Source organism: Aeromonas sp. ASNIH2 (assembly GCF_002934795.1).
In the GTDB taxonomy this organism is placed as follows: domain Bacteria; phylum Pseudomonadota; class Gammaproteobacteria; order Enterobacterales; family Aeromonadaceae; genus Aeromonas; species Aeromonas caviae.
This window is the reverse complement of record NZ_CP026406.1, coordinates 4,490,324-4,512,524: the sequence shown is the minus strand read 5'-3', so window position 1 is coordinate 4,512,524 and position 22,201 is coordinate 4,490,324. Positions and strand designations below refer to the sequence as shown.

Here is a 22,201-nt window from a genome sequence, read left to right as displayed (position 1 = left end):
GCAGGTGGTCGGGCTCATGAGTGGGATGGGACCATTGTACGTTCATACAGTACCCGGCTGCAATTGCCGGGCTGGGCCCTCAGGGCAGGCGCTGTGCCCCGTCTTTGCCATCCGGCGCCGGATTGGGGCATAGTAACCTCGGCATCACTCACCGGCACCGGGCGAGACGGCATGTCCAACTCCCGGCAGACGCAGCCACCTGCGCGCGTGCGCCAACCTTTTCCTCGACAAGGAGCACCCCATGACACAACAGTGGCAACGCATTGCCTCCCGCCTCACCGATGTGGGCGGCATCCCGGTGGCTCGCGCCATCCCGGTCAAGGAGCGGCGCACCATCGGGCCCTGGTGTTTTCTCGATCATATCGGCCCGACCCGCTTTGCCCCCGGCGCACCCGGCATGGATGTGGGGCCCCACCCCCACATCGCCCTGCAGACCTTCACCTGGATGCTGGAGGGGGAGATCCTCCACCGGGACAGCCTGGGCAGCAAGCAGGTGATCCGTCCGGGGCAAGTGAACCTGATGACCGCAGGACGGGGCATCGCCCACACGGAGGAGTCGGTCCCGAACCAGCCCGATCTGCACGCCGCCCAGCTCTGGATAGCCCTGCCCGAGGCGGATCAGCATACCCCGCCCCGCTTCGATCACTACCCGACGCTCCCCCGCTGGCAGCAAGGGGAGATCACCCTCACCCTGCTCATCGGCGAGCACGGCGGCCGGCGCGCCCCCACTCTGCACTTCTCCCCCATTCTGGGGCTGGATCTGCACGCCCCCGAGGGAGGCGAGATCACCCTCCCCCTGGACCTCGCCTTCGAGCACGGCCTTTTTCCCCTCGCAGGGGAGACCATCGTCGCAGGGGAGGCCCTGGCCCCGGAGCAGCTGCTCTACCTGCCCCCCGGCAACCGGGAGGTGGCGCTGACCCTGCGCCCGGGCGCCCGGCTGCTGCTCATCGGCGGCGAGCCCCTGCCCAGACCGCTGCAGATCTGGTGGAACTTCGTGAGCGTCGACAAGGAGGCCATTCGCACCGCCGCCGCCGACTGGGAGAGCGGTCATCCGCGCTTTGGCGAGGTGACGGGTTACCAGGGGCCCCGTCTCAAGGCGCCGCCCCTGACCGGGCTCTGAGCCAGGGTTCCAAAACAAAAGAGCGCCCATGGCGCTCTTGTTGACTGGGATGAAGGCCCGTCAGGACTCCTCTTCCTGCTCCGCCTGCAACCTGGCCCGGCGGGCCATGGCCTCCTCCAGGGCACTCTCTATCTCGTGCAGCACACCATCCAGATCGATGGCCTCCCGGCTCTCTTCGAACAGGCCGGTGAGCTCGGTCTCGGGGCCCAGCTTGCCATCCTCGAACAAGGACCACATCTCCCGGGCATACCGGGTCTTGAGCAGCTCGGGGGCATACATGCCGTAGTAGTTGCGCATGTTGTCGACATCCCGCTCCAGCATGGCCCTGGCCTGGTTGTTGGCGGCAGCATCCACCACCTGGGGCAGGTCGATGATGACGGGCCCCTCTTCGTCCACCAGCACGTTGAACTCCGAGAGATCCCCGTGAATGAGCCCGGCGCAGAGCATGCGCACCACGTAGCGGATCACCTTGCCATGATCCGCCAGAGCCTGCTCACGGGTCAGGGCCACGTCGTTGAGACGGGGAGCGACGTTGCCGTCGGCGTCGGTGATGAGCTCCATCAGCAGCACGCCATCGAGGCAGACATAGGGCCTGGGCACCCGCACCCCGGCCGCCGCCAGCTTGAACAGGGCATCCACCTCGGTGTTCTGCCACACCTCTTCGTGCTGCTTGCGACCGTACTTGGAGCCCTTCTCCATGGCGCGGGCATCGCGGCTGCTGCGTACCCGCCGCCCTTCCTGATAGACCACGGCCTGCTTGAAGCTGCGCTTTGACGCCTCTTTGTAGACCTTGGCGCAGCGGATCTCGTCGCCGCAGCGCACCACATAGACGTCGGCCTCTTTGCCGCTCATCAGCCGGCTGATGACATCGTCCACCAGGCCGTCATCAACCAGAGGTTGGATTCGATTTGGAATTTTCATGACCGCCCTTTTACCCTATTTGCACCTTGTTTGCACCTGTTTGCTGGTGGCCTGCCACCCCTGTCAGAAACGGCCCGCAAGGGGGCCGTGTCGATCAAGGTTCCGGTGGCAGCCCCTGGCGGATGCGGCGGATCCCCGCCTCGTAGAGACCGTCCTCGCCCTGATCGTGCTCCTGGGTTTCGAAGATCTTGAGAAACCACATGTACTGCTCGGGGAAGCGGCCAAGCTGCTGCTCCACCATGCGGTTCATCTGGTTGACGTCCGCCACCAGATCCGCGGTGGGATAAGGGTCGAACGGCGCCTCGATCTCCAGCCGGTAGCACCCCTCGCCCTCGTCGTAGCAGGCCAGAATGGGCACGGCGCGGGCACCGGTCAGCTTCACCAGTTTGGGCAGGGCCGGCAGGGTCGCCTTGGGGTGGTTGAAGAAGGGCACGAAGAGGCTCGCCTCCCGGCCGTGATCCTGATCCGGCAGATAGAAAAAGCTGTCGCCGCTGCGCAGGGCCTTGATGGCGGGTTTGATGCCGACGCTGCGCTCGTAGATACGCCCGCCCTTGCTGCGCTCGCGGTTGATGTACCAGTCGAACACCGCATCCTTGGGGCTTTTCATCATGGTGCACATCTTGATCCCCTGGAGGGGGAAGTAGCGGCCAATCATATCCACCGCCCAGGTGTGGGGCACCACGAAGATCATGGGGCGACCAGCGGCCCGCTCCGCTTCCACGTGCTCCCAGCCGCTCACCTTGACGCGCCCCTTGAGGAAGTCGGGGCTGCGCCAGGTCAGCTCGCCAAAGCCCAGGAAGGTCTTGAGCCCCACCCGGATGGATTTCAGCAGCAGGGCCTGACGGCCCGCCTCGTCGAGATGGGGGAAGCAGATCTTGAGGTTGGTGTCGGCGATGTAGGCCTGCTTCCTGGAGACGCGCAGCAGCAGGGGGGCCAGGTAGTCGGCCAGCTTGTCCCGTGCCCTTGCCGGCACCCAGGCCAGCAGGGAGAGCAGGGCGACGGCCAGCCAGCTGCCCCACAGACGGGGGTGCAGCAGGCGCGGATGAAAAGAGGTATCAAACACCGGATCTTGTGCGGACATGGTCGCCATCGAATCATCAAAACAGACCGTCATTTTAGTGATCCTGACACCTTTTTCTACCCTGCCCTGCACAGCGCCACCGCGCCAAGTCACTGATCAGACAAGTTAGAAATAAAAAGTGGCCCGCTTGGGGCCACATTTTTGCACCGGGTGAGCGCAAGGCTCAGGGGTGAGGAGCAAGGCCCCGGCGGATGCGCCGGATCCCCTCTTCGTAGAGGCCATCCGGCCCCACCTGATCCTCACGGGTGTCGAAGATCTTGAGGAACCACATGTACTGGCCCGGGTGGCGGCAGAGCTGGCGCTCCACGCTGTCGTTCATGCGGCAGGTATCCGCCATCAGATCCCCGCTCGGGTAGTCGGCGTAGGGAGCCTCGACCTCCAGCCGGTAGCCGTGCGCCTGCTCGTCATAGCAGGCCAGCACCGGCAGGGCCCGGGCACCGGTCAGCTTCACCAGCCGTGGCAGGGCCGGCAACGTCGCCTTGGGGTGGTTGAAGAAGGGGGCAAACAGGCTCGCCTCCCGGCCGTGATCCTGATCCGGCAAATAGAAGAAGCTCAGACCGGATTTCACCGCCTTGATCACCGGCTTGATGCCGGCGCTGCGCTCATAGACGCGGCAGCCGTGCCGGGCCCGCGCGCCGTTGATGTGCCAGTCGAACACCGGGTTGCGGGCGCTCTTCATCATGGTGCACATGGGCAGGCCCCGCTGGGCGAAGTAGTAGCCCGCCGCATCGATGGGCCAGCTGTGGGGCACCACCAGGATCACCGGTCGGCCAGCGGCCTGCTCCGCCTCGATATGTTCCCAGCCGCTGACCTGGATCCGCCCCATCACGTGGGCGGGGCTGCGCCAGGTGAACTCGCCAAAGCCCAGCAGGCTCTTGAGGCCGACCCGGATGGAGGTCATCAGGATGGCCTCCCGCTCGGCCTCGCTCTTCTCCTTGAAGCAGATGGCGAGGTTGGTCCTGGCGATGTAGATCTGCTTCTTCGAGATGGCGCATACCAGGGGCGTCAGAGCATCGGCCAGGCGATCCCGCCAGCGCGGGGGAACGAAGGCGAGCACACCGATGGCGCCGAGGGCGAGCCAGCTCAACCAGTAACGGGGGTGCAGCAGACGAGGCTGGAATCGGGCGTCAAACACGGGATCAGATGAGGACATGGGCACGACAAAACAGTGGGAAGATAAAGTGGCGCACATCGTGACAGGTATTACCAGTTTACGCCAACTGAATGTCGCCTGTATGGGCAACTATTTAAGCCACTTCACGGATTGACAAAAATAATCTGCTTCATTTGATTCCTCTCTGTTTCACTGCATCACGAACGGCAGACCCCGCACGGGCGAGGTCGATGACGAGGGTGTAAGAAAACCTTGTGCCTAGCGGCGTGCGGGCTGCCCCGGCAGGTCATCCTGCACGGCCGGCAGGAAGAACATCAGGTAACGCAGGACCACGTAACCCACCACCAGGGTGGCCACCCCCAGCTCCAGATAGGCCAGCTGATGGAGCTGCTCGGCATAGCGGGCCGCCTGTGGCCACTGCGACAGCAGGTGACTCACCTTGAACAGGGCGGTGGCCCCGATCACCAGGGGGAAGGTGAAAGCGGCGTAACCCGGCGAGAACGGCAGGCGCAGCAGCTTGATGAAGGCCAGGTAGATGATGCCGGTCATCAGCACGGCGATCCCGAGCAGCACCGCCACCAGCAGCAGGGAGGGATCCTGGCTCACGGTGAGGTAGCCGGCCAGCGACAGGCTCGCCGGGGCGGCCAGGATGGCGATGGTGGGCTTGGCGGCATCCGGCACCTCGTGGCTGAAGATGAGGCGATAGAGCATCAGCGGCAGCATCAGGCCGTAACAGGCCATGCCGAACCAGAGCAGGCCGGTGGCCAGGGATGCGAAGGGACCGCCCGGGTAGGCCACGTCAGCCACGATGATCCCCACCGGCGGCACGAACCAGCTCGGCACCATGTGATGGATTTCAAACGCTTTGGCCCTGTGCCAGACGAAGGTGGCGAGGAAGACGAGGTGGACGATGACCGCAAAAAGCCAGAGCCCCTGCCCCAGCGTCGGGGCGAGCAGGCCGACCGCCTTGGAGACCACCATGGTCCCCATGGCGTAGGTGGGCACCACGCTGCCCACCACGGGATGGGCGAGATCCTGCCACAGCAGGCGCGGGTGGATCAGAAACTTGAAGGTCAGGACGAGGAGCAGCACGGCGGCGATGGCGGCCCCTAGCAGTTGCAGACGGCCATCGAACTGACCGGCATTTTCCCAGCACCAGCCGAGGCTGGCGATCCCGAGTGCCAGACCGGCCATGGGGGTCGGGGCGGCGGCCAGGGAGCGGCGGGTTCTTGCGATCATGGCGGATACCCTCTTGATGATGACGATGGGCATAGGATAAAGGGGGTCTATCGTTTACGATATCTAAATGAATTGAACTTAGCGTTTAGGAAAATCAAACGATATGAAGCTCACCCTGCAACAACTCAAGGTGTTTGCCACCATCGCCCGCCACGGCAACCTGGGGGGCGCCGCCAATGAACTCTGCCTGAGCAAGGGGGCCGTCTCCCAGTCGCTGCAGGAGCTGGAGCGCCAGCTCGCCACGCCCCTGTTCGACCGGGTGCACCCGAGGCTTCAGCTCAACAGCGAGGGGCGTCTGCTGCAACCGGCCGCCGAGGAGCTGCTGACCCGGATGCAGGAGATAGAGCAGCTCTTCAGCCCCGATGCCGAGCCGAGCGGCCAGCTGCACCTCGGGGCCAGCCAGACCATCGGCAACTACCTGCTGCCCGCCCTGCTGGCGGAGGGGGCCCAGGAGCTGGGGGCCGCCCCCAGGGTCACCATCGCCAACACCCACCTCCTGTGCCATGCCCTCGCCCACTTCGAACTGGATCTCGCCCTCATCGAGGGGGAGAACCACCACCCGGACCTGGTGAGCGAACCCTGGCTGGAGGACGAGATGCTCATCATCGCCGCCCCCGGTCACCCCCTGGCGGATCAGCTCGAGCTGCCCCTGCGCCGGCTTGCCGGGGAAACCTGGGTGCTGCGCGAGGCGCAATCCGGCAGCCGCGAGCAGTTCGAGCAGCAGCTCCAGCCCCACCTGCCCCGCTGGCAGGCGGGGATAGAGCTCAATACCCTGGAGGCGGTGATGCTGGCGGTGGAGAAGGGGCTCGGCATCTCCTTCATCTCCCGCCTCGCGGTGGCGGATCGGCTGGCACAGGGGCGCCTGGTTGCCCTCACCCCGAGTCGCCGCTTCCCCCGCCAGCTCTCCCTCGTCTGGCACAAGCAGAAGTTCCACTCCGCCGCCCTGCGCCGCTTCCTGGCCTTCTGCCGCGCCCAGACCCTGGCGTGAGAAGCCCTTCGGATACGACAAGGGCGCCATTGGCGCCCTTGTCGTTCAGCCGATGCTCCCCTCGGCCCTCAGCCCTTCCCCGGCCTCAGCCGGCGAGTCCCCCTTCAATCCAGCCGAGCACCTGCCGGGTCACGGCCTGGGGCACCCAGGGGGAGTCCAGCAGCCGGTGACGCAGGCAATCGGCGAAGTGATCCGCCTCGTGCTGCATGCCGCCCCCCTCCACCGGCAGGTAGATGTCCGCCGGCCAGATGACGGGAGCAGGCCCCCCTTGCCAGCGAATGTGCTGGGGATTCCACCACTTGCCCTCGATGACCAGGCGCCACCCCTCCCCGGACAAGGACGCTTCCCGCTCGAGATCCTCGATGATGGAGGCCCCGAGTTCGGCCCGAAACGGCTCATCGAACGTGAAGCTGGCGGCGAGATCCACCTCCCCCGGAGCCCGCGTCAGCGTCACCTCGGGGGCGGGGCAGCCCAGCCCCAGCCGATGGCAGAGGGCGGCATGGAGCCAGAGGGGATAGACCCCCACGTCCCAGGCAGCGCCGCCATCCAGCGCCGGATCGAACAGCTTGCCCACCCTGGGCTGGGTCGAACCGAACGCCGCCCGCAGCTCGCGCGGCGGCGGCAGCAGGGGCAGGCGCTGCAACAGGGCGCGCATGGCGGGAAAGCACATCACCTTCATGGCCTCGAGCAGCAGCAGGCCGCGTGCGTGGGCGAGCGCCACCAGTGCGTCCCAATCCGCCACCCGGGTCACCGCCGGTTTTTCCACCAGTACGTGCTTGCCCGCCAGCAGCATCTGCCTCACCAGGCCCGCGTGCTCCGGGTGGATGACCGCCACATAGACGGCCTCCACCTCGGGGCTGGCGGCCAGGGCCTCATAGCTGCCATAGGCGTGGGGCAGCCCCAGATCCCGGGCGAACTCGTCCGCCCGTCCCTGGTCCCGAGCGGCGATGGCCACCACCTCGGCTCCCCTGGCGTGCCCGTTCACATCGCGGCAAAAACGCCGGGCGATGGCCCCCGCCCCGGCAATGCCAAAGCGCAGGGGCGCCCTTGTCTCGTCGTGCATCGTCTCTCCTTGCTACCCAATGGTGGACCCCGGCATCACGCCGGGCGCGGGCTCCCGGCCAGGCTGCGCAGCCAGCTTATCTCCTCGCCCCAGATGGACTCGTCGATGGTCTCGAGGATAAGCGGGATGCCGTCGAAACGGTCGTCGTTCATGATGTGGTGGAACACCGCCTCGCCGAGGTTGCCCTCCCGCAGGCTGTGGTGACGGTCGACCCGACTACCGAAGGTACACTTGGCGCCGTTGATATGCATCCCCTTGAGGTACTGGAACCCCACGATGCGGTCGAAGTCGGCAAACACCGCCTCGCACCCCTCGGGGGTACGCAGATCGTAACCGGCGGCGAAGGCGTGGCAGGTGTCAAAGCAGACGCCGACCCGACTCTTGTCCTCTACTCCGTCGATGAGGGTGGCCAGGTGCTCGAACGACCAGCCGAGGTTGGTGCCCTGGCCTGCGGTATTCTCGATCACCGCCGTCACCCCTTCGCTGCGCTCCAGCGCCCAGTTGATGGACTCACTCACGAGCTTGAGGCTCACCGCCTCGGGGATCTGCTTGAGATGGCTGCCCGGGTGGAAGTTCAGGTAGCACAGCCCCAGTTGCTCGCAGCGCTTCATCTCGTCCAGGAACGCATCCCGGGACTTGGCGAGGGCATCGGGGTCGGGATGACCCAGGTTGATGAGGTAGCTGTCGTGGGGCAGGATCTGCTCGGGGCGAAAGCCCTCCTTCTCGCAGGCGGCCTTGAAGGCGCGAATGCTGGCCTCGGAGAGGGGCGCCGCCTGCCACTGGCGCTGGTTCTTGGTAAACAGGGCGAAGGCGTTGGCCCCGATGGCTTTGGCCCGGGCGATGGTGTTTTCCACCCCGCCCGCCGCACTGACGTGGGCTCCGATAAATTTCATCTCATCTCCTGTGCACTGTGACCGGGTGCCTGCCGCGCTGGCCACCGCACCCGTTGCCGGGGCGCCATTATGCCCAAGCCAACCCCTTGCGCCAAACCGGGATTGTCGATGGGGGCAATGGAAAAGGCGCCCGAAGGCGCCTTGATGAGAGACAGAACATCCCTGTCCGTCAATAGGCCAGACCGGCCCCGTAGGGATAGAGCGGGCTTTGTGAGTCCTTGGCCACGTCCGGGGACTGGGCCAGCACCGCCTGCCAGCTCGAGGGCAGCTCGAAGGGGAGCTTGCCGCGTGCCTTCTGGGTGCCGCTCATGACATCGAACAGGGCCTGATCCAGGGCGCCGAAGTTGACGAGCAGCACCCGGGCCGACGGGGCGACCTCGGTCAGGATGGCGGGCCTGTCCAGATAGACGGAGAGCACCAGGGGCACCCCGGCCTGCTCGATGGCCTGGATGGCGGCATAGTCATCCGCGCCGCGGTAGACCCCTTCATGGGCCGTCTCCTGCACCACCTGATCATTGCTGGCAAAACCGAGCTGACCGAAGTGGATGCTGCCAAACGGGAAGCGGGGATCCTGCTCGCCCGGGGCGTTGACCCGCACGATGGCAAGCTCCGCGTCGGTCAGGTTCGTCACCACCGTATAGCCGTTGGCCCTGGCCACCTCGGCGTTGACATTGTGCAGATAGACCCGCTTGCCGTCCGCCTTCAGCGGCAGCAGGGCCCCCTCGTTCTTCAGCAACACGTGAGACGCGGCCTGGGCGGCCTGGGCTTCCTGCTGGAACTCGGTCTTGCCCACCAGGGCCACCGCGGCCTCGGCATCCACATAGGGATTCTCGAAGAGCCCGAGGGCAAACTTCTGGGCCAGGATCCGCTCGGCCGAAGTGGTGATGGCCGCCTCGGTCACCAGACCGCTCTGCACCGCCGCCAGCAGGGGCGCCGGATCTTCCACGCCACCGAACTGATCCACCCCGGCGTCGATGGCCTTGGCATAACGCTCGGCCTTGGTGAGCTTCTCCACGCCCCAGGACATGCCAAAGGGCACGGTCCAGGGGCTCACCCCGGCATTGACTTCATCCTGGGTCAACCCCTGCTCGCAGCGGCTGTCACAGTCATTGACGATGCCCCAGTCGCTCAGCACCACGCCGTCAAACTTGAAGTGGCCCCGCAACAGATCCGTGATGATCTGGCGGTTGAAGCCAAACCCCACCTCCTCGACGGGCTGCCCATCCTGGGTCAGGCCCAGGGGCATGGCGTAGTAGGGCATCACGGCGGCCACCCTGGCCTCGAAGGCGCCCTCGAAGGGCACCAGGTGGTAGGCAAACTGGCCGCCGGGGTAGATCTGCTCCTTGCCCCAGGGGTTGTGGGCATCCAGCCCGTCCTTCTGGGGACCGGCCCCGGCGAAGTGCTTGACCACGGTGACCACGCTCTCCTTGCCTATCCCCTCGCTCCCCTGCTGGAAGCCCTCGATGTAGGCCTTGACCAGGGACTTGGCGAGCAGGTTGTCTTCCCCGAAGGTGCCGTTGATGCGGCCCCAGCGCGGCTCGGTCGCGAGATCCGCCTGGGGCGAGAGGGCCTCGTGGATGCCGACGGCACGGTACTCCTGACGGGCGATGTCGCCAAAGCGCTGCACCAGGGCAGCATCGCCGATGGCGGCCAGCCCCAGGGTCTCGGGCCACTGGGAGAAGGCCCCGGCACCGATGCTGGTGGCGTTCGGATCATGGGTGAAGTGGTTGCGGGGATCCGTGCTCACCGTCATGGGGATGCCGAATCCCACCCCTTCCAGCAGGGCCTGCAGGGTGTTGTTGTCTGCGGCGATGGCCGCCGGATCACCGGCCATGCGGGTGATGAAGGTGTTGACCCCGTCCTCGCGCAGCATCTTGTCCATGGCCGCGAGGTTCACCCGCCCCGCCCCGTCCAGCACCAGGGTGCCGTGCATCATCAGCCCTGCCTTCTGGGCCAGGGTGAGCCTGCCCACCAGATCCCGGGCTCGCTCGGCGGCGCCGAGGCGCCAGTCCTCGTAGGGGGTCAGAGTGCCGCTGCCATCGAGATCCTTGAATTGCAGGCCGTCCTGCTCGATGAGGGTGACGGTGCGGTGGCCCAGAACCGGCTGCTCGGGCTTGGGGGTGGAATCGTTGTCGTTGCACCCTGCCAGCAGCAGGGCCCCGATGGCGAGGGCGACACGGGTTCGGGAGAGCGAGTGGTGTTTCATTGTTGTTATCTTCCTTGTGTGTGTAGGAGTCGCCACTCTATGCAAAAGCGGCCCCTCTCACTTGCCCGTCGGGTGCAGGAAGTTGCCGGTTGGGAGCAGGATTGAAAAGTGTGAAAAGGGTTGCAGGGTTACCCTTGGTTACAAATCTGAAACATGAAAGCGGCGCTGGCTCACGGCAATCCGCCGCCGTTGGCCGATGATGGTGGGCCACCGCTGACAAGGATTTTTGCCGTGAAGACCGTCTCCAACCGGATTGCCCTGCACTGCCTCAACCACTGGCAGGCCCGCGGGCGGGATCCTGCTGCCCTCCTGCACCCCTGCGGCATCGCTCACGAAGAGCTGCTGATCCCCCAGGGGCGGCTCGACACCGGGCGCCACTTCCGGCTGCTGGCCGGGGCAGCCCCCCACGTGGATCTGGCCCTCGACTGGACGCCTCCCGCCCTCCCCGGCCTCTTTGCCGACTTCATGTCGCTGGCGAGCCTGTGCTGCAACGCCGCCACCCTTCGCCAGGCTCTGCACTTCTTCCTCGCCTACCGTCCCCTTATCGGCGAGAGCGACGAGATCCGCCTGCAAGAAGAAGAGGGGCAGGCCAGGATCAGCTACCACTCGGAGTCCGATCACCCGGACGTCATCGCCCTGAGCAGCCTGGCCAACCTCTGCCACCTCTATGCCCTGCTCCAGTTCTACCACCCGGGCCAGGGGCTGCTGGTGCTGCCCACCCCGGTACGCCCCAGGCTGTGGCGTGAGCTGGCAGGCTGGCTGGAAGGGCGGTTGCAGCAGGGGGCAGCCTTCGAGCTGCGCTTTCCCGCCGCCTTGCTCGATCTCGCCCACGGGCAGTGCAACCTGCCCCTGCAACCCCTGCTGCTCGGGGAGCTCGACCGGCAGATGGCCCAGCTTCGCCCAAGCAGCCGCTACCGGGACAGGGTGATGGCACTCATCCGCCAGCAGCTGTGGCAAGAGAGCGCCGAGGCCTCCTCTCTGCTCGATGGGGTGTGCGAGCACCTCAAGCTGACCCGCTGGACCCTCAACCGCCATCTGCGGGAGGAAGGGTGCCACTTCTCGGGCCTGCTGGAGCGGGTACGCCGGGAGGAGGCCTGCCGCCTGTTGCAGGATCCCGCCCTCCCCCTGCAGACAGTGGGGGAGCGCCTGGGTTTTGCCCGCCAGAGCAGCTTTACCCGCTTCTTTCGTGAGGCGTTTGCCCTCTCGCCCCGCGAGTTTCGCTCAAGGCGCAGCCGCCTCTGAGGCGCCCCCGAGATGGGCGGCGAGCAACCCCGCCAGCCAGTGGATGAAGAGCTGGACCCTGGGGGCCAGTTGGCGGCGATGGGCATAGAGGGCGTGGATGGGGAGCGGCGGCGGCTGCCACTGGGGCAGGATGCTCACCAGCTCGCCCCCCGCGAGCAGGGATTCGACCCCGACCCGCGGCATCTGGATGATGCCAAGCCCCGCCAGCGCCGCCGCCAGGTAGGTCTCGCTGTCATTGACCATGAGGGCCCCCGCCATGGGCAGCAGGGCGCGGCGGCCATCTTCCGCCAGGTATTCAAAGCCGGGCTCGCTGCGCCCCTGCCCGGCACCAAACCCGGGACCATAGTGCACCAGCCGGTGGCCCGCCAGATCCCCAAGGGTGCGGGGCACCCCGTGGCGAGCCAGGTAGCCTGCGCTGGCACAGTTGATCTGGCGATAGTGACCAAGGGGCCTGGCCACCAGGCTGGAGGGCTCAAGCGCCCCGACCCGCACCACGCAGTCAAACCCCTCGCGCACCAGATCCACCCGCCTGTCCGTGCTGCTCAGCATCAGTTGCAAGGCGGGATGCTGCGCCAGAAAGTCCGGCAGGGCCGGGATCACCAGGTGGCGGGCCATCCGGCTTGGCATGTCGACCCGCAGTTGTCCCGAGATCTGCCCCCCCTGGCGAAACAGGCCGTCAAACTCCTCCATATCTGCCAAAAGCTCCCGGCATCTGGCATAGCAGAGCTGGCCGTCCGTGGTGAGCTGCACCCGCCGCGTGGTACGCAGCAGGAGCCGGGTCCCCATGCGCTCCTCCAGCCGGCGGATGGCGGCAGAGAGGGTCGCCTTGGGGATGCTCGTCTGCTCGGCGCAGCGGGTAAAACTCTCCAGCTCGGCAACCCGCACGAAGGCTCTCATCGCATCCAGTTGATCCATGACCTGATTGTCTCGATAAACGGAACAGTGATTCTATTATCACGCTATTTATCCAGTTTAAAAAGAACAATACAGTGATCCGGTCGGCTCGTATCGAGCCTGTGTCCGCCACCCTGACAGGAGTCATACCATGACCAGACCCATCGCCCTCATCACCGGGGCCAGCCGCGGCCTTGGCAAGCACGGGGCCCTGGCCCTCGCCGCCAAAGGCGTCGACCTCATCATCACCTACCACAGCCAGGCCGCAGAGGCGGAGGCGGTGGTGGCCCAGGCCCGCGCCCTCGGCGTTCGGGCCCATGCCCTGGCTCTGGACGTGGGCGAGAGCGCCACCTTCGCGGCCTTCGCAGAGGAGGTGACGCAACTGCTCGCCCGGGAGTGGCAGCGCGCCCATTTCAACTTCCTGGTCAACAACGCCGGGATCGGCATTCATGCCAGCTTCGAGCAGACCACGGAGCAGCAGTTCGACACCCTGCTCAACATCCACCTCAAGGGGACCTTCTTCCTGACCCAGGCGCTCCTGCCCCTTCTGGCAGACGGCGGTCGCATCCTCAACCTCTCCACCGGCCTCACCCGCTTCGCCATGCCGGGTTATGCCGCCTACGCCGCCATGAAGGGGGGCGTCGAGGTGCTCACCCAGTATCTGGCCAAGGAGCTGGGCCCCAGGGGCATCGCGGTCAACGTGCTGGCCCCCGGCGCCATCGAGACCGATTTTGGCGGCGGCGTGGTGCGCGACAACAAGGGGGTCAACGACTTTCTCGCGAGCCAGACCGCCCTTGGCCGGGTGGGTCAGCCCGACGACATCGGTGGCGCCATCGCCGCCCTGCTCTCCGATGACTGCCGCTGGATCACCGCCCAGCGCATCGAAGCCTCGGGCGGCATGTTTATCTAGGCGGTCATGGTTGCCTGCTGCACAAACAAGGAAGGCCCCCTCCTATGAGGGGGCCTTCCGGCATTGGGCAGACGAGGTGCGGCGCACCGGGCCCGTTACAGGGTCTTGCCACCGCTTGCAATGACCTGGCTGTACCAGTGGAAGCTCTCTTTCTTGATGCGACGAAGAGACCCTCCCTGCTCGTCCCTGTCCACGTAGACAAAGCCGTAGCGCTTCTGGTAGCCGTTGAGCCAGCTCAGGATGTCGGTGAAGGACCAGGCGCAATATCCAATCAGCTCGACCCCGTCCTGCATCGCCTCCTGGCACGCCTTGAGGTGGCTGTGCAGATAGGCGATACGGTAGTCGTCGTTCACCTTGTCCCCGGCTTCCAGCTTGTCGAACTCCCCCAGGCCGTTCTCGGTGATCATCAGCGGCAGGGCGTAACGGGAGGAGAGCCGACGCAGGGCGATGCGCATCCCGGTAGGATCGATGGCCCAGTCCCAGTTGCTGGTCTCAAGGTGCGGATTGGGGGCCGTCTTGTAGAGGCCGGGAATGCCGCTGGAGGGCGTAGTGCCCTTCTTGCCCGTGGTGTTGATGCGCTGCATCGTCTGGCCGCCGAGGGGGTTGTCGGTGAAGGTCAGGGTGTAGTAGTAGTTGACCCCGATGTAGTCGGGGGTACCTTCGCGCAAGAGCTCTAGATCGCCCGGCAGGATCTCCGGCACCTCGCCGGTCTCCCGCAGATAGGCGAGCGCCGCCTGGGGGTAACGGCCGAAGCAGTAGGCATCCAGCCACCAGAGGTTGGTGAACTCCTCGGCATTCTCGAACGCCAGCATGTCGCTCGGGGCGCAGGAGGCCGGATAGGCGGGGGAGTACGCAAAGCTCGGCCCGATCAGGCCGTTTGGCACGTGCTGGCGAAACGCCTTGATGACCCGGGCATTGGCGAGAAACGCGATGTGGTTGGCGGCGAAGAAACGCTTCCTGTCCTGCACCGCGGGAGGATGGGTGCCCAGCTGGTAGGCGTTGGTCAGGTTGTAGTTCTGCTCGTTGAGCGACACCCAGTACTTCACCTTGCCGGCGAAGCGCTGATAGAGGGTCACGCAATAGCGCTCGAAGTCGTCGATGATCCGCCTGTCTTCCCAGCCGCCGTACTCATCCTGCAGGGCCTGGGGGAGATCCCAGTGATAGAGGGTCAGCACCGGCTCGATGCCGTGGGCCAGCAGGGCGTCGATGAGCCTGTCATAGAAGGCGAGCCCCGCCTCGTTCACCTCGCCACGCCCCGCCGGGTAGATGCGCGGCCAGCTCACCGAGAAGCGATAGGCCTTGAGCCCCATCTCGGCCATCAGCGCCACGTCCTCTTCCACCCTGTGGTAGTGATCCACCGCCACGTCTCCGTTGCTCCCTTCAAAGGTCTTGCCCGGCAGCTTGGTGAAGCTGTCCCATACCGAGGGGCCCTTACCCTCCTCGTTCCAGGCCCCTTCCACCTGATAGGCGGCGGAGGCGGCGCCCCAGAGGAAACCGTTCGGGAAGTCATTGAACTTGTGATGATGCATCTGGTGTTGCTCCTTCTGCGCGGATGGCGGGGGCCATCCCGTGATACGTCGGCCCCGTACAGGGGCCCGAAATGAGTTGGCACCAGCATCCAACACTTCTAGAATTCCGTCCAATGACAATTATGGCCACCTATCATTCCTATCTGGAATCAAGCGAGGCAACATGGAGTTGAGAGACCTGAAAGCCTTCGTCACCCTGGGGGAGGTATTGCACTTTGGTCAGGCGGCGGCGCGCCAGCACGTCACCCAGTCGGCCCTGAGCAAGCAGATCCGCCGGCTGGAGGCGGACCTTGGCGGCGAGCTGTTCGAGCGCAACGCCGGCAGCACCCGGCTGACGGTGCTCGGGCGCGCCCTTTACGCCGACGCCTGCACCCTGGTGGCCCAGAGCGAACAGCTCGCCCGCAGCGCCCGCGACGTGCTGGCGGGCCACGCGGGTACCCTGCGCATCGGCTTCGGGGTCGCCACCAAGCTGCTGGTGCCCGCCGCCATCGCCCGCTTTCGGGCCAGCCGCCCCGGGGTCGCCATCGAGCTCAACGATCTCTCCACCCATCACCAGTTGCTGGCGCTGGCGGAGGGGCGGCTGGATCTCGGCTTCTGCCGCCTGCCCGCCCCCAAGGGCTGGCCGGTGCTGCCCGTGGTGCGCGCCCATTTCGTCGCCGTGCTGCCCGCAGGCTATCAGGGGGTGGCAGGGCTCGCCGATCTGCAGGAGAAGCCGCTCGCCATCCTGCGCCGGGACAAGGCCCCCTCTTTTTACGATCAGTTCATCCATTACCTCGCCCAGAGCGGCCTGCGCTTTCAGGACATCCAGTACGTCAACGACTTCGCCGCCGGCATCGCCACCGCGGCGGCCGGCATCGCCTGGACCCTGGTCCCCTCCTCCACCACCATTGAGCATCCCGATGTGCTGACCCTGCCCCTCGGGGAAGCCGACGCGAGCTGGATCATCGGGCTCATTCGCCCGCCGGGCAACGACAATCCCCTCGTCGCCCCCTTCTGGCAGACGGTGGCGGAGCTGGCGGATCCCGCCCTCACCGGCCTCATGACGACAGGGGACGGGGCTCCCACCTGGGACACCCCATGAAAGGGAATCATTCGAAAATCACATTAACGATGGCATTAGGCAGTCCGCCCCCCTTAAAATGCCCTCCTAACCCGACACCATGACAAGGATCCGTTTCGTTCATGCACTCTCACTGGCTGCTGAGGTTTGATCTGCATCGCCTCATCCTTGCGCTGGCCGTCATAGGTGTGCTGGCTACCTTTGGCAACAGCTTTTACGCCATCTATCAGGCACAACGGCAACTGCTCATCGACAACACGCTAGAGGCGAACCGGGTCTATGCCGCCAAGCTCGCCGCCTCCGCCGAGACCATGCTGCACTCAGCCCAGGAACAACTGGCTTACAGCGCTAGCCAACTTGCCCCCCTGCTGCAGACCGATGACATCGCAGGGCTCGAGGAGGAGGTAACCCAACTGCGTAGACGTACCAATACCTTCAACTCAGTGGTCGTGGTCAACACCGAGGCAACCATTGTTGCTGTCTCCCCCGAGACTCTGAATGTGAAAGGGGCCAAACTGACCTCGGCCCATGCGAGAAACACCCTGAAGAAGCAGAAGCCGATCATCTCAGATCCTTTTGTCTCCCTCTCCGGCAACTACCTCATCAGCCTCTCCCACCCCATCTTCTCGGCAGACAAGCGCTACCTCGGCTATGTCGCCGGCACCATCTATCTGGGGTCCGCCAGCGTGCTCTCCAGCCTGCTGGGGCAGCACTACTACCAGGATGGTTCTTATCTTTATGTGGTGGACCGCCAGCGCACCCTCATCTACCACCCGGATCCTGAACTTATTGGCCATAAAGTGGCGTCCAACCGGATAGTAGACGAGGTGTTACAGGGCAACGGGGGAGCACAAACCATGTACAACACCGATGGAAACGAGATGCTCTCGGGCTTCGCTCCGGTGGCGGACGCAGGCTGGGGGATAGTGGCCCAGCGCCCCAGCAGCGCCACTCTAGCGAGACTCGATCAACAGATGAGCGACATTCTCAAGGGGATGATCCCGGTCACCCTCTTCATTCTCTTCGTCATCTGGCTCTCGGCCACCATCATCGCCAGACCCCTGCGACAACTGGCCAACCGGGCCGGACTCATGGATCAGCAGGGGGCCGCCACCAGCATCTCGGGGATCCGCGCCTGGTATTTCGAAGCGGCCCAGTTGAAGCAGGCCATCCTCAAGGGGCTGGGGCTGCTCAACACCAAGATCGACAAGCTGCACACCGACAGCCACACCGACCCCATGACGGGCCTGTTCAACCGCCGGGCCATGCAGCAGATGCTGGACGAGTACGAGGCCGAACGTCAGCCCCTGACGGTGATTGCCCTGGACATCGATCACTTCAAGGCCATCAACGACCGCTTCGGTCACGACGTGGGGGATGCCGTCATCGTCTCCCTCGCCACCCTGATGCAGCAGGATCTGCGTTCCGATGCCGCCTTGTGTCGAAGCGGCGGCGAAGAGTTCCTGCTGCTGCTGCCCGGGGTCTCCCTTGCACAGGCGCAGAAGATCGCCGAGCGCCTGCGTACCCGGGTGGCGAGCCACGACATGGAGGTAGCAGGCCACATCACCATCTCCCTCGGCGTCGCCCACTGGGGGGCGGATGCCACCAGCATCGCCGCCGTGCTCAAGGAGGCGGACAAGGCGCTCTATGATGCCAAGAGCCAGGGCCGAAACTGCGTGGTGGTGGCCCTGGGCTGATCGGCCCAGGCTTTGCCGGACACCGTTCGGCCATAAAAAAACCCCTGCCATGGCAGGGGTCGGACGGTATCCATGTCAGGAGATCAGAGCGTGACGGCCAGGCTCTCGACCGAGGCGGCGCTCGGGGTCACCAGTACGGGCACCGATTTGGAGGTGGGGGTGAAAGAGCCCTCCCCTATGCTCTCGATGGCCACCAGGGGGTTGGTCTCCGGGTAGTAGGCGGCGATGTTGCCTTTCGGGATCTCGTAGAAGATGACGCTAAAGCCCCGCACCACCCGCTCGCGCCCGTCGTTGCACACCGCACTCATGTCCACCCGCTGCTCCTCGGCGAGCCCCAGCCTCCTGGCATCCTCCTCGTTCATGAAGACCACGTTGCGTCGCCCCTTGATGCCGCGATAGCGGTCATCCATGCCATAGATGGTGGTGTTGTACTGATCGTGGGAGCGCAGGCTCTGAAGCAGCAGCACGGGCTGGTCCACCATCTGCTCCGCGTGGCTGGTGCACTCGGGCAGGATGGAGTCCGGCAAACGGCTCGCCCTGAATTCGGCGCGCCCGCTCGCGGTGTTCCAGCGCAGCAGGGCGGCGCTGTTCTCCAGATGGAAGCCGCAGGGCTCCTCAATGCGGCGGTTGAAGTCGCCAAAGCCCGCGATGGTCTCCTCGATGAGATCCCGCAGCAGCCCGTAGTCATCCCGCAGCGCCAGCCAGTCCACCCGATCGCTGCCAAGCGTTGCCTCGGCCATGCGAGCCACGATGTCTATCTCGGAGAGACAGAGCGGCGAGACCGGCTCGTTCATCCCGGTGGAGGCGTGCACCATGCTGAAGGTGTCCTCCACGGTGATCTTCTGCACCCCGGAGCGCTGCTGATCGAGCTCGGTACGGCCCAGGCAGGGGAGGATCAGGGCATCTTTTGACACCATGAGGTGGCTGCGGTTGAGCTTGGTGCTGATCTGCACGTTGAGCTCGCTCCTTCGCATCGCTTCATAGGTGAACTCGGTATCCGGCGCGGCGGCTGCCAGGTTGCCCCCAAGGCAGATGAGCACCTTGCTCTTGCCGCCATGAAGGGCTTTAAGGGCCTCGTAGACGTTGTGCCCCGGCGTGCGCTTGAAGCCCACCGGGAAGCGGCGCTCCAGGCGATCGAGGAAGGCGGCATTGGGTTTCTCGTTGATCCCCATGGTGCGGTTGCCCTGCACGTTGCTGTGACCGCGCACCGGACAGAGTCCGGCCCCCGGCTTGCCAATCTGGCCGCACATCAGGTGCAGGTTGACGATTTCGCGAATGGTGTCGACCGAATGCTTGTGCTGGGTGATCCCCATGGCCCAGCAGCTGATCACGCTCTCGCTGCTTGCGAAGATCTGCGCCGCCCGGGTGATCGCCTCCCGACCGAGGCCGGATTGCGCCTCGATCTGCGTCCACTCCGTAGCCTTCACCTGGGCCAGGTAGTCGTCAAAGTGCGCGGTGTGCTGCTCGATGAAGGCGAGATCGATGCGCCCCCCCTCCTCTTCCAGGATGTATTTCGCCATGCCGCGAATGGCCGCCATGTCACCGCCCAGCTTTGGCATGAGGTACTGGTGGCTGATGGTGGTGGCCGCCGGGGTCAGTAGCTCCGCCGGGCTCTGGGGGCTTGCGAAGCGCTCGAGGGCCACCTCTTTGAGGTTGTTGAAGGTGACGATCTGGCACCCCTGGCGTGCCGCCTTGCGCAGGGCGTTCATCATGCGCGGGTGGTTGGTGCCCGGGTTCTGGCCAAAGACGAAGATGGCTTTGGCGGCGTCGAAATCATCGAGCACCACGGTGCCCTTGCCCACCCCGACGGACTGGATAAGCCCCACCCCGCTCGCCTCGTGACACATGTTGGAGCAGTCGGGGAAGTTGTTGGTGCCATAGAGACGGCCAAACAGCTGATAGAGGTAGGAGGCTTCGTTGCTGGCGCGTCCCGAGGTGTAGAACTCCACCTCGTCGGGGCTGGCTAGGCTCTTGAGTTTGTCGGCGATGAGGGCAAACGCCTGATCCCAGCTCACCGGCTCGTAGTGATCGGTGGCCGGGTTGTAGCGCAGGGGCTCCGTCAGTCGCCCCTGATATTCGAGCCAGTAGTCGCTCTGGGTGGCGAGGCGACGCACCGAATGCTCGGCGAAGAAATCGGCCCCCACCGTCTTGCCGGTGGATTCCCAGGCCACCGCCTTGGCGCCGTTCTCGCAAAACTGGAAGGCCCCCTGCTTGTTGTCACCCCAGGCGCAGCCGGGACAGTCAAAGCCGTCGGTCTGGTTGACCCGCAGCAGGTTCTTGATGTTCTGGCGGGTCTTCTGGCTGCGCAGCACCTGCTTGAAGGTGGACTGCAGGGAGGAAAAGCCGCCGGCCTTGGCCGGTTTCTCAATATGACTGGACATGGGAATCTCCAACGTGATCCTGGGCGCGGGGGCTGGCATAGCAGACCGGGGCATCGGATCGGGGCACATGGATCAGGGTCAGGTTGTACTTCAGGGCCAGTCGCACCGCGAGCTGGCTGGGTGAAGCAAGGCTGATGAGGTGAGCGGCGCCAAATTGCACCGCCTTGTGAATGAGTTCGCTGCCGCAGCGGCTGGTGATCACCAGGGTGGCGGCCTGCACCGGCTGGCGCAGCTGCATGCCGATGAGCTTGTCCAGGGCGTTGTGCCGCCCTATGTCCTTCCGGCAGGCCAGGATCTCGCCGCGATCATCCAGCGCCAGGGCGGCATGAAGGGCGCCGCTCTGGCGGGCCTTGCTCTGCCAGGGGACGATGCGCTCCCGCAGATCCTGCAAAGAGGCGGTGTCGAAGGGGGCGCCCGGGGTCAGCGGGGTGAGCACGGGCAACGCATGTTCGATGGCCTCCACCCCGCAGATGCCACAGCCGCTGGCACCGGCCAGGCGGCGCTTGCGCTGACCAAGCACAGCCAGACAGCGGTTGGCGATGGTGACATCGAGCACGATGCCGTGCTCGGACGGGGTGCTCTGGATATCGTGTACATCGTGGTTGCCCCCGATGATCCCCTCGCCAAACAGAAAACCGATGGCGAAATCGTCGAGATCGTCCGGGGTGGCCATCATGACGGCATGGTTGATGCCGTTGATGTTGACGGACACGGCCACCTCCTCCACCAGCTCATCCAGACTGGGCAACCGTGAATTGAAAGGGCTCATGCGAGACGCTTATAAGCTGTATTCGGGCCTCAAGTTTAGATAAGCCGCCGCGCCAAAACCAATGAAACAAATCTATTCACCAATAGATAACTTCTATTGCTATAAGGATGTCGATTGATTAAATTTGTCGCTCATTGCCTTTGTCTGCTGCCATTACCACGATGAATATCAAGCAGTTGCACTATTTCTACGAGCTGGCCCAGCACCGTCACTTCGCCAAGGCGGCCAAGGCTTGCTTCATCACCCAGCCGACCCTGTCAGCCAGCATCACCGCTCTGGAGAAGTCCCTTGGCACCGAACTGGTGGTGCGCAACAGCCAGTTCGTGGCCCTGACCCAGGCGGGGGAAGTGGTGCTGCACCACGCCGAGCGGATGCTGCAGGAGCAGGATGCCATGCGCCAGGAACTCAGCCTCTTTCGGGGCGGGCTGTCGGGGGCGCTGCGCATCGGCGTCGTGCCCCAGTCGAGCATCGACATCATGCCGCTGCTCAAGGGGTTCAACGACGCCTACCCCAAGGTGGGCCTGCACCTCTGCGTGATGACCCATGCCACCCTGATGGAGCAGCTGGATCTGCATCGCATCGACATCGGGCTCGGCTTTGACGAGTTGCTCACCGAGCATCAGCGCAGGGCCCTCGACGTCCAGCTTCGCCACCCCAACCCCATGGCCCTGCTGGGCCCCCTGCCTGCCCACTGCGCCCCGACCGGGCCGCTGACCCTGGCGGACCTGCAAGAGCTCCCCCTGATCCTGCCAAGCACCACCATGCAGTTTCGCCGCTACCTGGACGAGGCCGCCGCCCGCCAGCAGATCAGCCTGCGGGTGGTGCTGGAGACCGACTCCCTGTTCCACCTGGTCAACGGGGTGAGCCACGGCCTAGGCTGCGCCGTGGTCAGCGCCGGCATCGCCGCCACCGCCCAGCAACTCTTCAAACTGCCCTGCCATCCCTTGAGCGATACGAGCGCAGGCACCATCGCCTTCATCACCCGAAAACACAGTGTCACCCCCGCCATGAAGGCGTTTCTAGCCAAGGCAGGGGCATGAAAAAGGCAGCCCATTGGGGCTGCCTGCACTGATCAAGGGGGGAACTTGCCCCTC

At 65.1% G+C, this 22,201-nt stretch carries 18 protein-coding genes; 7 read left to right on the top strand and 11 right to left on the bottom strand.

Translation table 11 applies throughout. From position 1 onward, the window contains the following. The first annotated feature begins 241 nt into the window (after nucleotides 1–241). Nucleotides 242–1,120 (top strand): pirin family protein, encoded by an 879-nt coding sequence (locus C3F36_RS21430; protein ID WP_104455886.1) that lies wholly within the window; start codon nucleotides 242–244, stop codon nucleotides 1,118–1,120. Between the two features lie 60 nt (nucleotides 1,121–1,180). On the opposite strand, the gene C3F36_RS21425 is transcribed toward C3F36_RS21430, so the two are convergent. The 4 genes from C3F36_RS21425 to C3F36_RS21410 all read right to left on the bottom strand — a co-directional run bounded on the left by C3F36_RS21425 (nucleotide 1,181) and on the right by C3F36_RS21410 (nucleotide 5,475). Continuing rightward, nucleotides 1,181–2,041: a PA4780 family RIO1-like protein kinase gene (locus C3F36_RS21425; protein ID WP_104455885.1), complete on the bottom strand. Its 861-nt coding sequence runs from the start codon at nucleotides 2,039–2,041 to the stop codon at nucleotides 1,181–1,183. 94 nt (nucleotides 2,042–2,135) lie between these two features. Continuing rightward, complete coding sequence (locus C3F36_RS21420; protein ID WP_104456110.1) at nucleotides 2,136–3,131, bottom strand: LpxL/LpxP family acyltransferase; 996 nt, start codon at nucleotides 3,129–3,131, stop codon at nucleotides 2,136–2,138. Nucleotides 3,132–3,285: 154 nt separating this feature from the next. Continuing rightward, on the bottom strand, nucleotides 3,286–4,275 hold the full coding sequence (locus tag C3F36_RS21415) for a lipid A biosynthesis (KDO)2-(lauroyl)-lipid IVA acyltransferase (protein WP_010674623.1): 990 nt from the start codon (nucleotides 4,273–4,275) through the stop codon (nucleotides 3,286–3,288). A 219-nt stretch (nucleotides 4,276–4,494) separates the two neighbouring features. After that, nucleotides 4,495–5,475 carry a TDT family transporter gene (locus tag C3F36_RS21410; protein WP_104456109.1) on the bottom strand — a complete coding sequence of 327 codons (981 nt, stop codon included), beginning with the start codon at nucleotides 5,473–5,475 and terminating at the stop codon, nucleotides 4,495–4,497. A 103-nt stretch (nucleotides 5,476–5,578) separates the two neighbouring features. Between C3F36_RS21410 and C3F36_RS21405 the strand changes: the two genes are divergently transcribed. Then, nucleotides 5,579–6,463 (top strand): LysR substrate-binding domain-containing protein, encoded by an 885-nt coding sequence (locus tag C3F36_RS21405; RefSeq protein WP_039039086.1) that lies wholly within the window; start codon nucleotides 5,579–5,581, stop codon nucleotides 6,461–6,463. Between the two features lie 85 nt (nucleotides 6,464–6,548). On the opposite strand, the gene C3F36_RS21400 is transcribed toward C3F36_RS21405, so the two are convergent. The 3 genes from C3F36_RS21400 to C3F36_RS21390 all read right to left on the bottom strand — a co-directional run bounded on the left by C3F36_RS21400 (nucleotide 6,549) and on the right by C3F36_RS21390 (nucleotide 10,625). Then, nucleotides 6,549–7,526 (bottom strand): Gfo/Idh/MocA family protein, encoded by a 978-nt coding sequence (locus tag C3F36_RS21400; RefSeq protein ID WP_052816399.1) that lies wholly within the window; start codon nucleotides 7,524–7,526, stop codon nucleotides 6,549–6,551. A gap of 35 nt (nucleotides 7,527–7,561) precedes the next feature. Next, nucleotides 7,562–8,419, bottom strand: coding sequence for a deoxyribonuclease IV (gene nfo, locus C3F36_RS21395; protein WP_042880583.1), 858 nt, complete (start codon nucleotides 8,417–8,419; stop codon nucleotides 7,562–7,564). Nucleotides 8,420–8,588: 169 nt separating this feature from the next. Continuing rightward, a complete protein-coding gene (locus C3F36_RS21390; RefSeq protein ID WP_104455884.1) occupies nucleotides 8,589–10,625 on the bottom strand; it encodes a glycoside hydrolase family 3 protein in 2,037 nt (678 codons plus the stop codon). A 231-nt stretch (nucleotides 10,626–10,856) separates the two neighbouring features. Here C3F36_RS21390 and C3F36_RS21385 point away from each other — a divergent pair, with 231 nt between their 5' ends. Beyond that, on the top strand, nucleotides 10,857–11,867 hold the full coding sequence (locus C3F36_RS21385; RefSeq protein WP_045524801.1) for a helix-turn-helix transcriptional regulator: 1,011 nt from the start codon (nucleotides 10,857–10,859) through the stop codon (nucleotides 11,865–11,867). On the opposite strand, the gene C3F36_RS21380 is transcribed toward C3F36_RS21385, so the two are convergent. Beyond that, the gene (locus C3F36_RS21380; RefSeq protein WP_104455883.1) at nucleotides 11,847–12,782 is read right to left on the bottom strand and encodes a LysR substrate-binding domain-containing protein; all 936 of its coding nucleotides are present in this window, start codon (nucleotides 12,780–12,782) and stop codon (nucleotides 11,847–11,849) included. The genes C3F36_RS21385 and C3F36_RS21380 overlap by 21 nt on opposite strands. A 130-nt stretch (nucleotides 12,783–12,912) precedes the next feature. Between C3F36_RS21380 and C3F36_RS21375 the strand changes: the two genes are divergently transcribed. Then, nucleotides 12,913–13,671, top strand: a complete 759-nt coding sequence (locus C3F36_RS21375; RefSeq protein WP_104455882.1) for an SDR family NAD(P)-dependent oxidoreductase — start codon at nucleotides 12,913–12,915, stop codon at nucleotides 13,669–13,671. Between the two features lie 95 nt (nucleotides 13,672–13,766). On the opposite strand, the gene C3F36_RS21370 is transcribed toward C3F36_RS21375, so the two are convergent. Beyond that, entirely contained in the window at nucleotides 13,767–15,200 is a 1,434-nt protein-coding gene (locus C3F36_RS21370; RefSeq protein WP_104455881.1) for a glycoside hydrolase family 1 protein, read from the bottom strand. Between the two features lie 163 nt (nucleotides 15,201–15,363). Here C3F36_RS21370 and C3F36_RS21365 point away from each other — a divergent pair, with 163 nt between their 5' ends. Together C3F36_RS21365 and C3F36_RS21360 are read left to right on the top strand one after the other, a co-directional pair. Further along, on the top strand, nucleotides 15,364–16,281 hold the full coding sequence (locus tag C3F36_RS21365) for a LysR family transcriptional regulator (protein ID WP_010674613.1): 918 nt from the start codon (nucleotides 15,364–15,366) through the stop codon (nucleotides 16,279–16,281). A 101-nt stretch (nucleotides 16,282–16,382) separates the two neighbouring features. Continuing rightward, entirely contained in the window at nucleotides 16,383–17,957 is a 1,575-nt protein-coding gene (locus C3F36_RS21360; RefSeq protein WP_010674612.1) for a sensor domain-containing diguanylate cyclase, read from the top strand. Nucleotides 17,958–18,040: 83 nt separating this feature from the next. Here C3F36_RS21360 and C3F36_RS21355 read toward each other — a convergent pair whose 3' ends face one another. Then, complete coding sequence (locus C3F36_RS21355; RefSeq protein WP_103858140.1) at nucleotides 18,041–20,338, bottom strand: FdhF/YdeP family oxidoreductase; 2,298 nt, start codon at nucleotides 20,336–20,338, stop codon at nucleotides 18,041–18,043. Further along, nucleotides 20,322–21,107 (bottom strand): formate dehydrogenase accessory sulfurtransferase FdhD, encoded by a 786-nt coding sequence (gene fdhD, locus C3F36_RS21350; protein ID WP_104455880.1) that lies wholly within the window; start codon nucleotides 21,105–21,107, stop codon nucleotides 20,322–20,324. The genes C3F36_RS21355 and fdhD overlap by 17 nt, the downstream gene beginning before the upstream one ends. Nucleotides 21,108–21,268: 161 nt before the next feature. On the opposite strand from fdhD, the gene C3F36_RS21345 reads away from it, so the two are divergent. Continuing rightward, nucleotides 21,269–22,147 (top strand): LysR family transcriptional regulator, encoded by an 879-nt coding sequence (locus C3F36_RS21345; RefSeq protein ID WP_104456108.1) that lies wholly within the window; start codon nucleotides 21,269–21,271, stop codon nucleotides 22,145–22,147. Nucleotides 22,148–22,201: the final 54 nt, after the last annotated feature.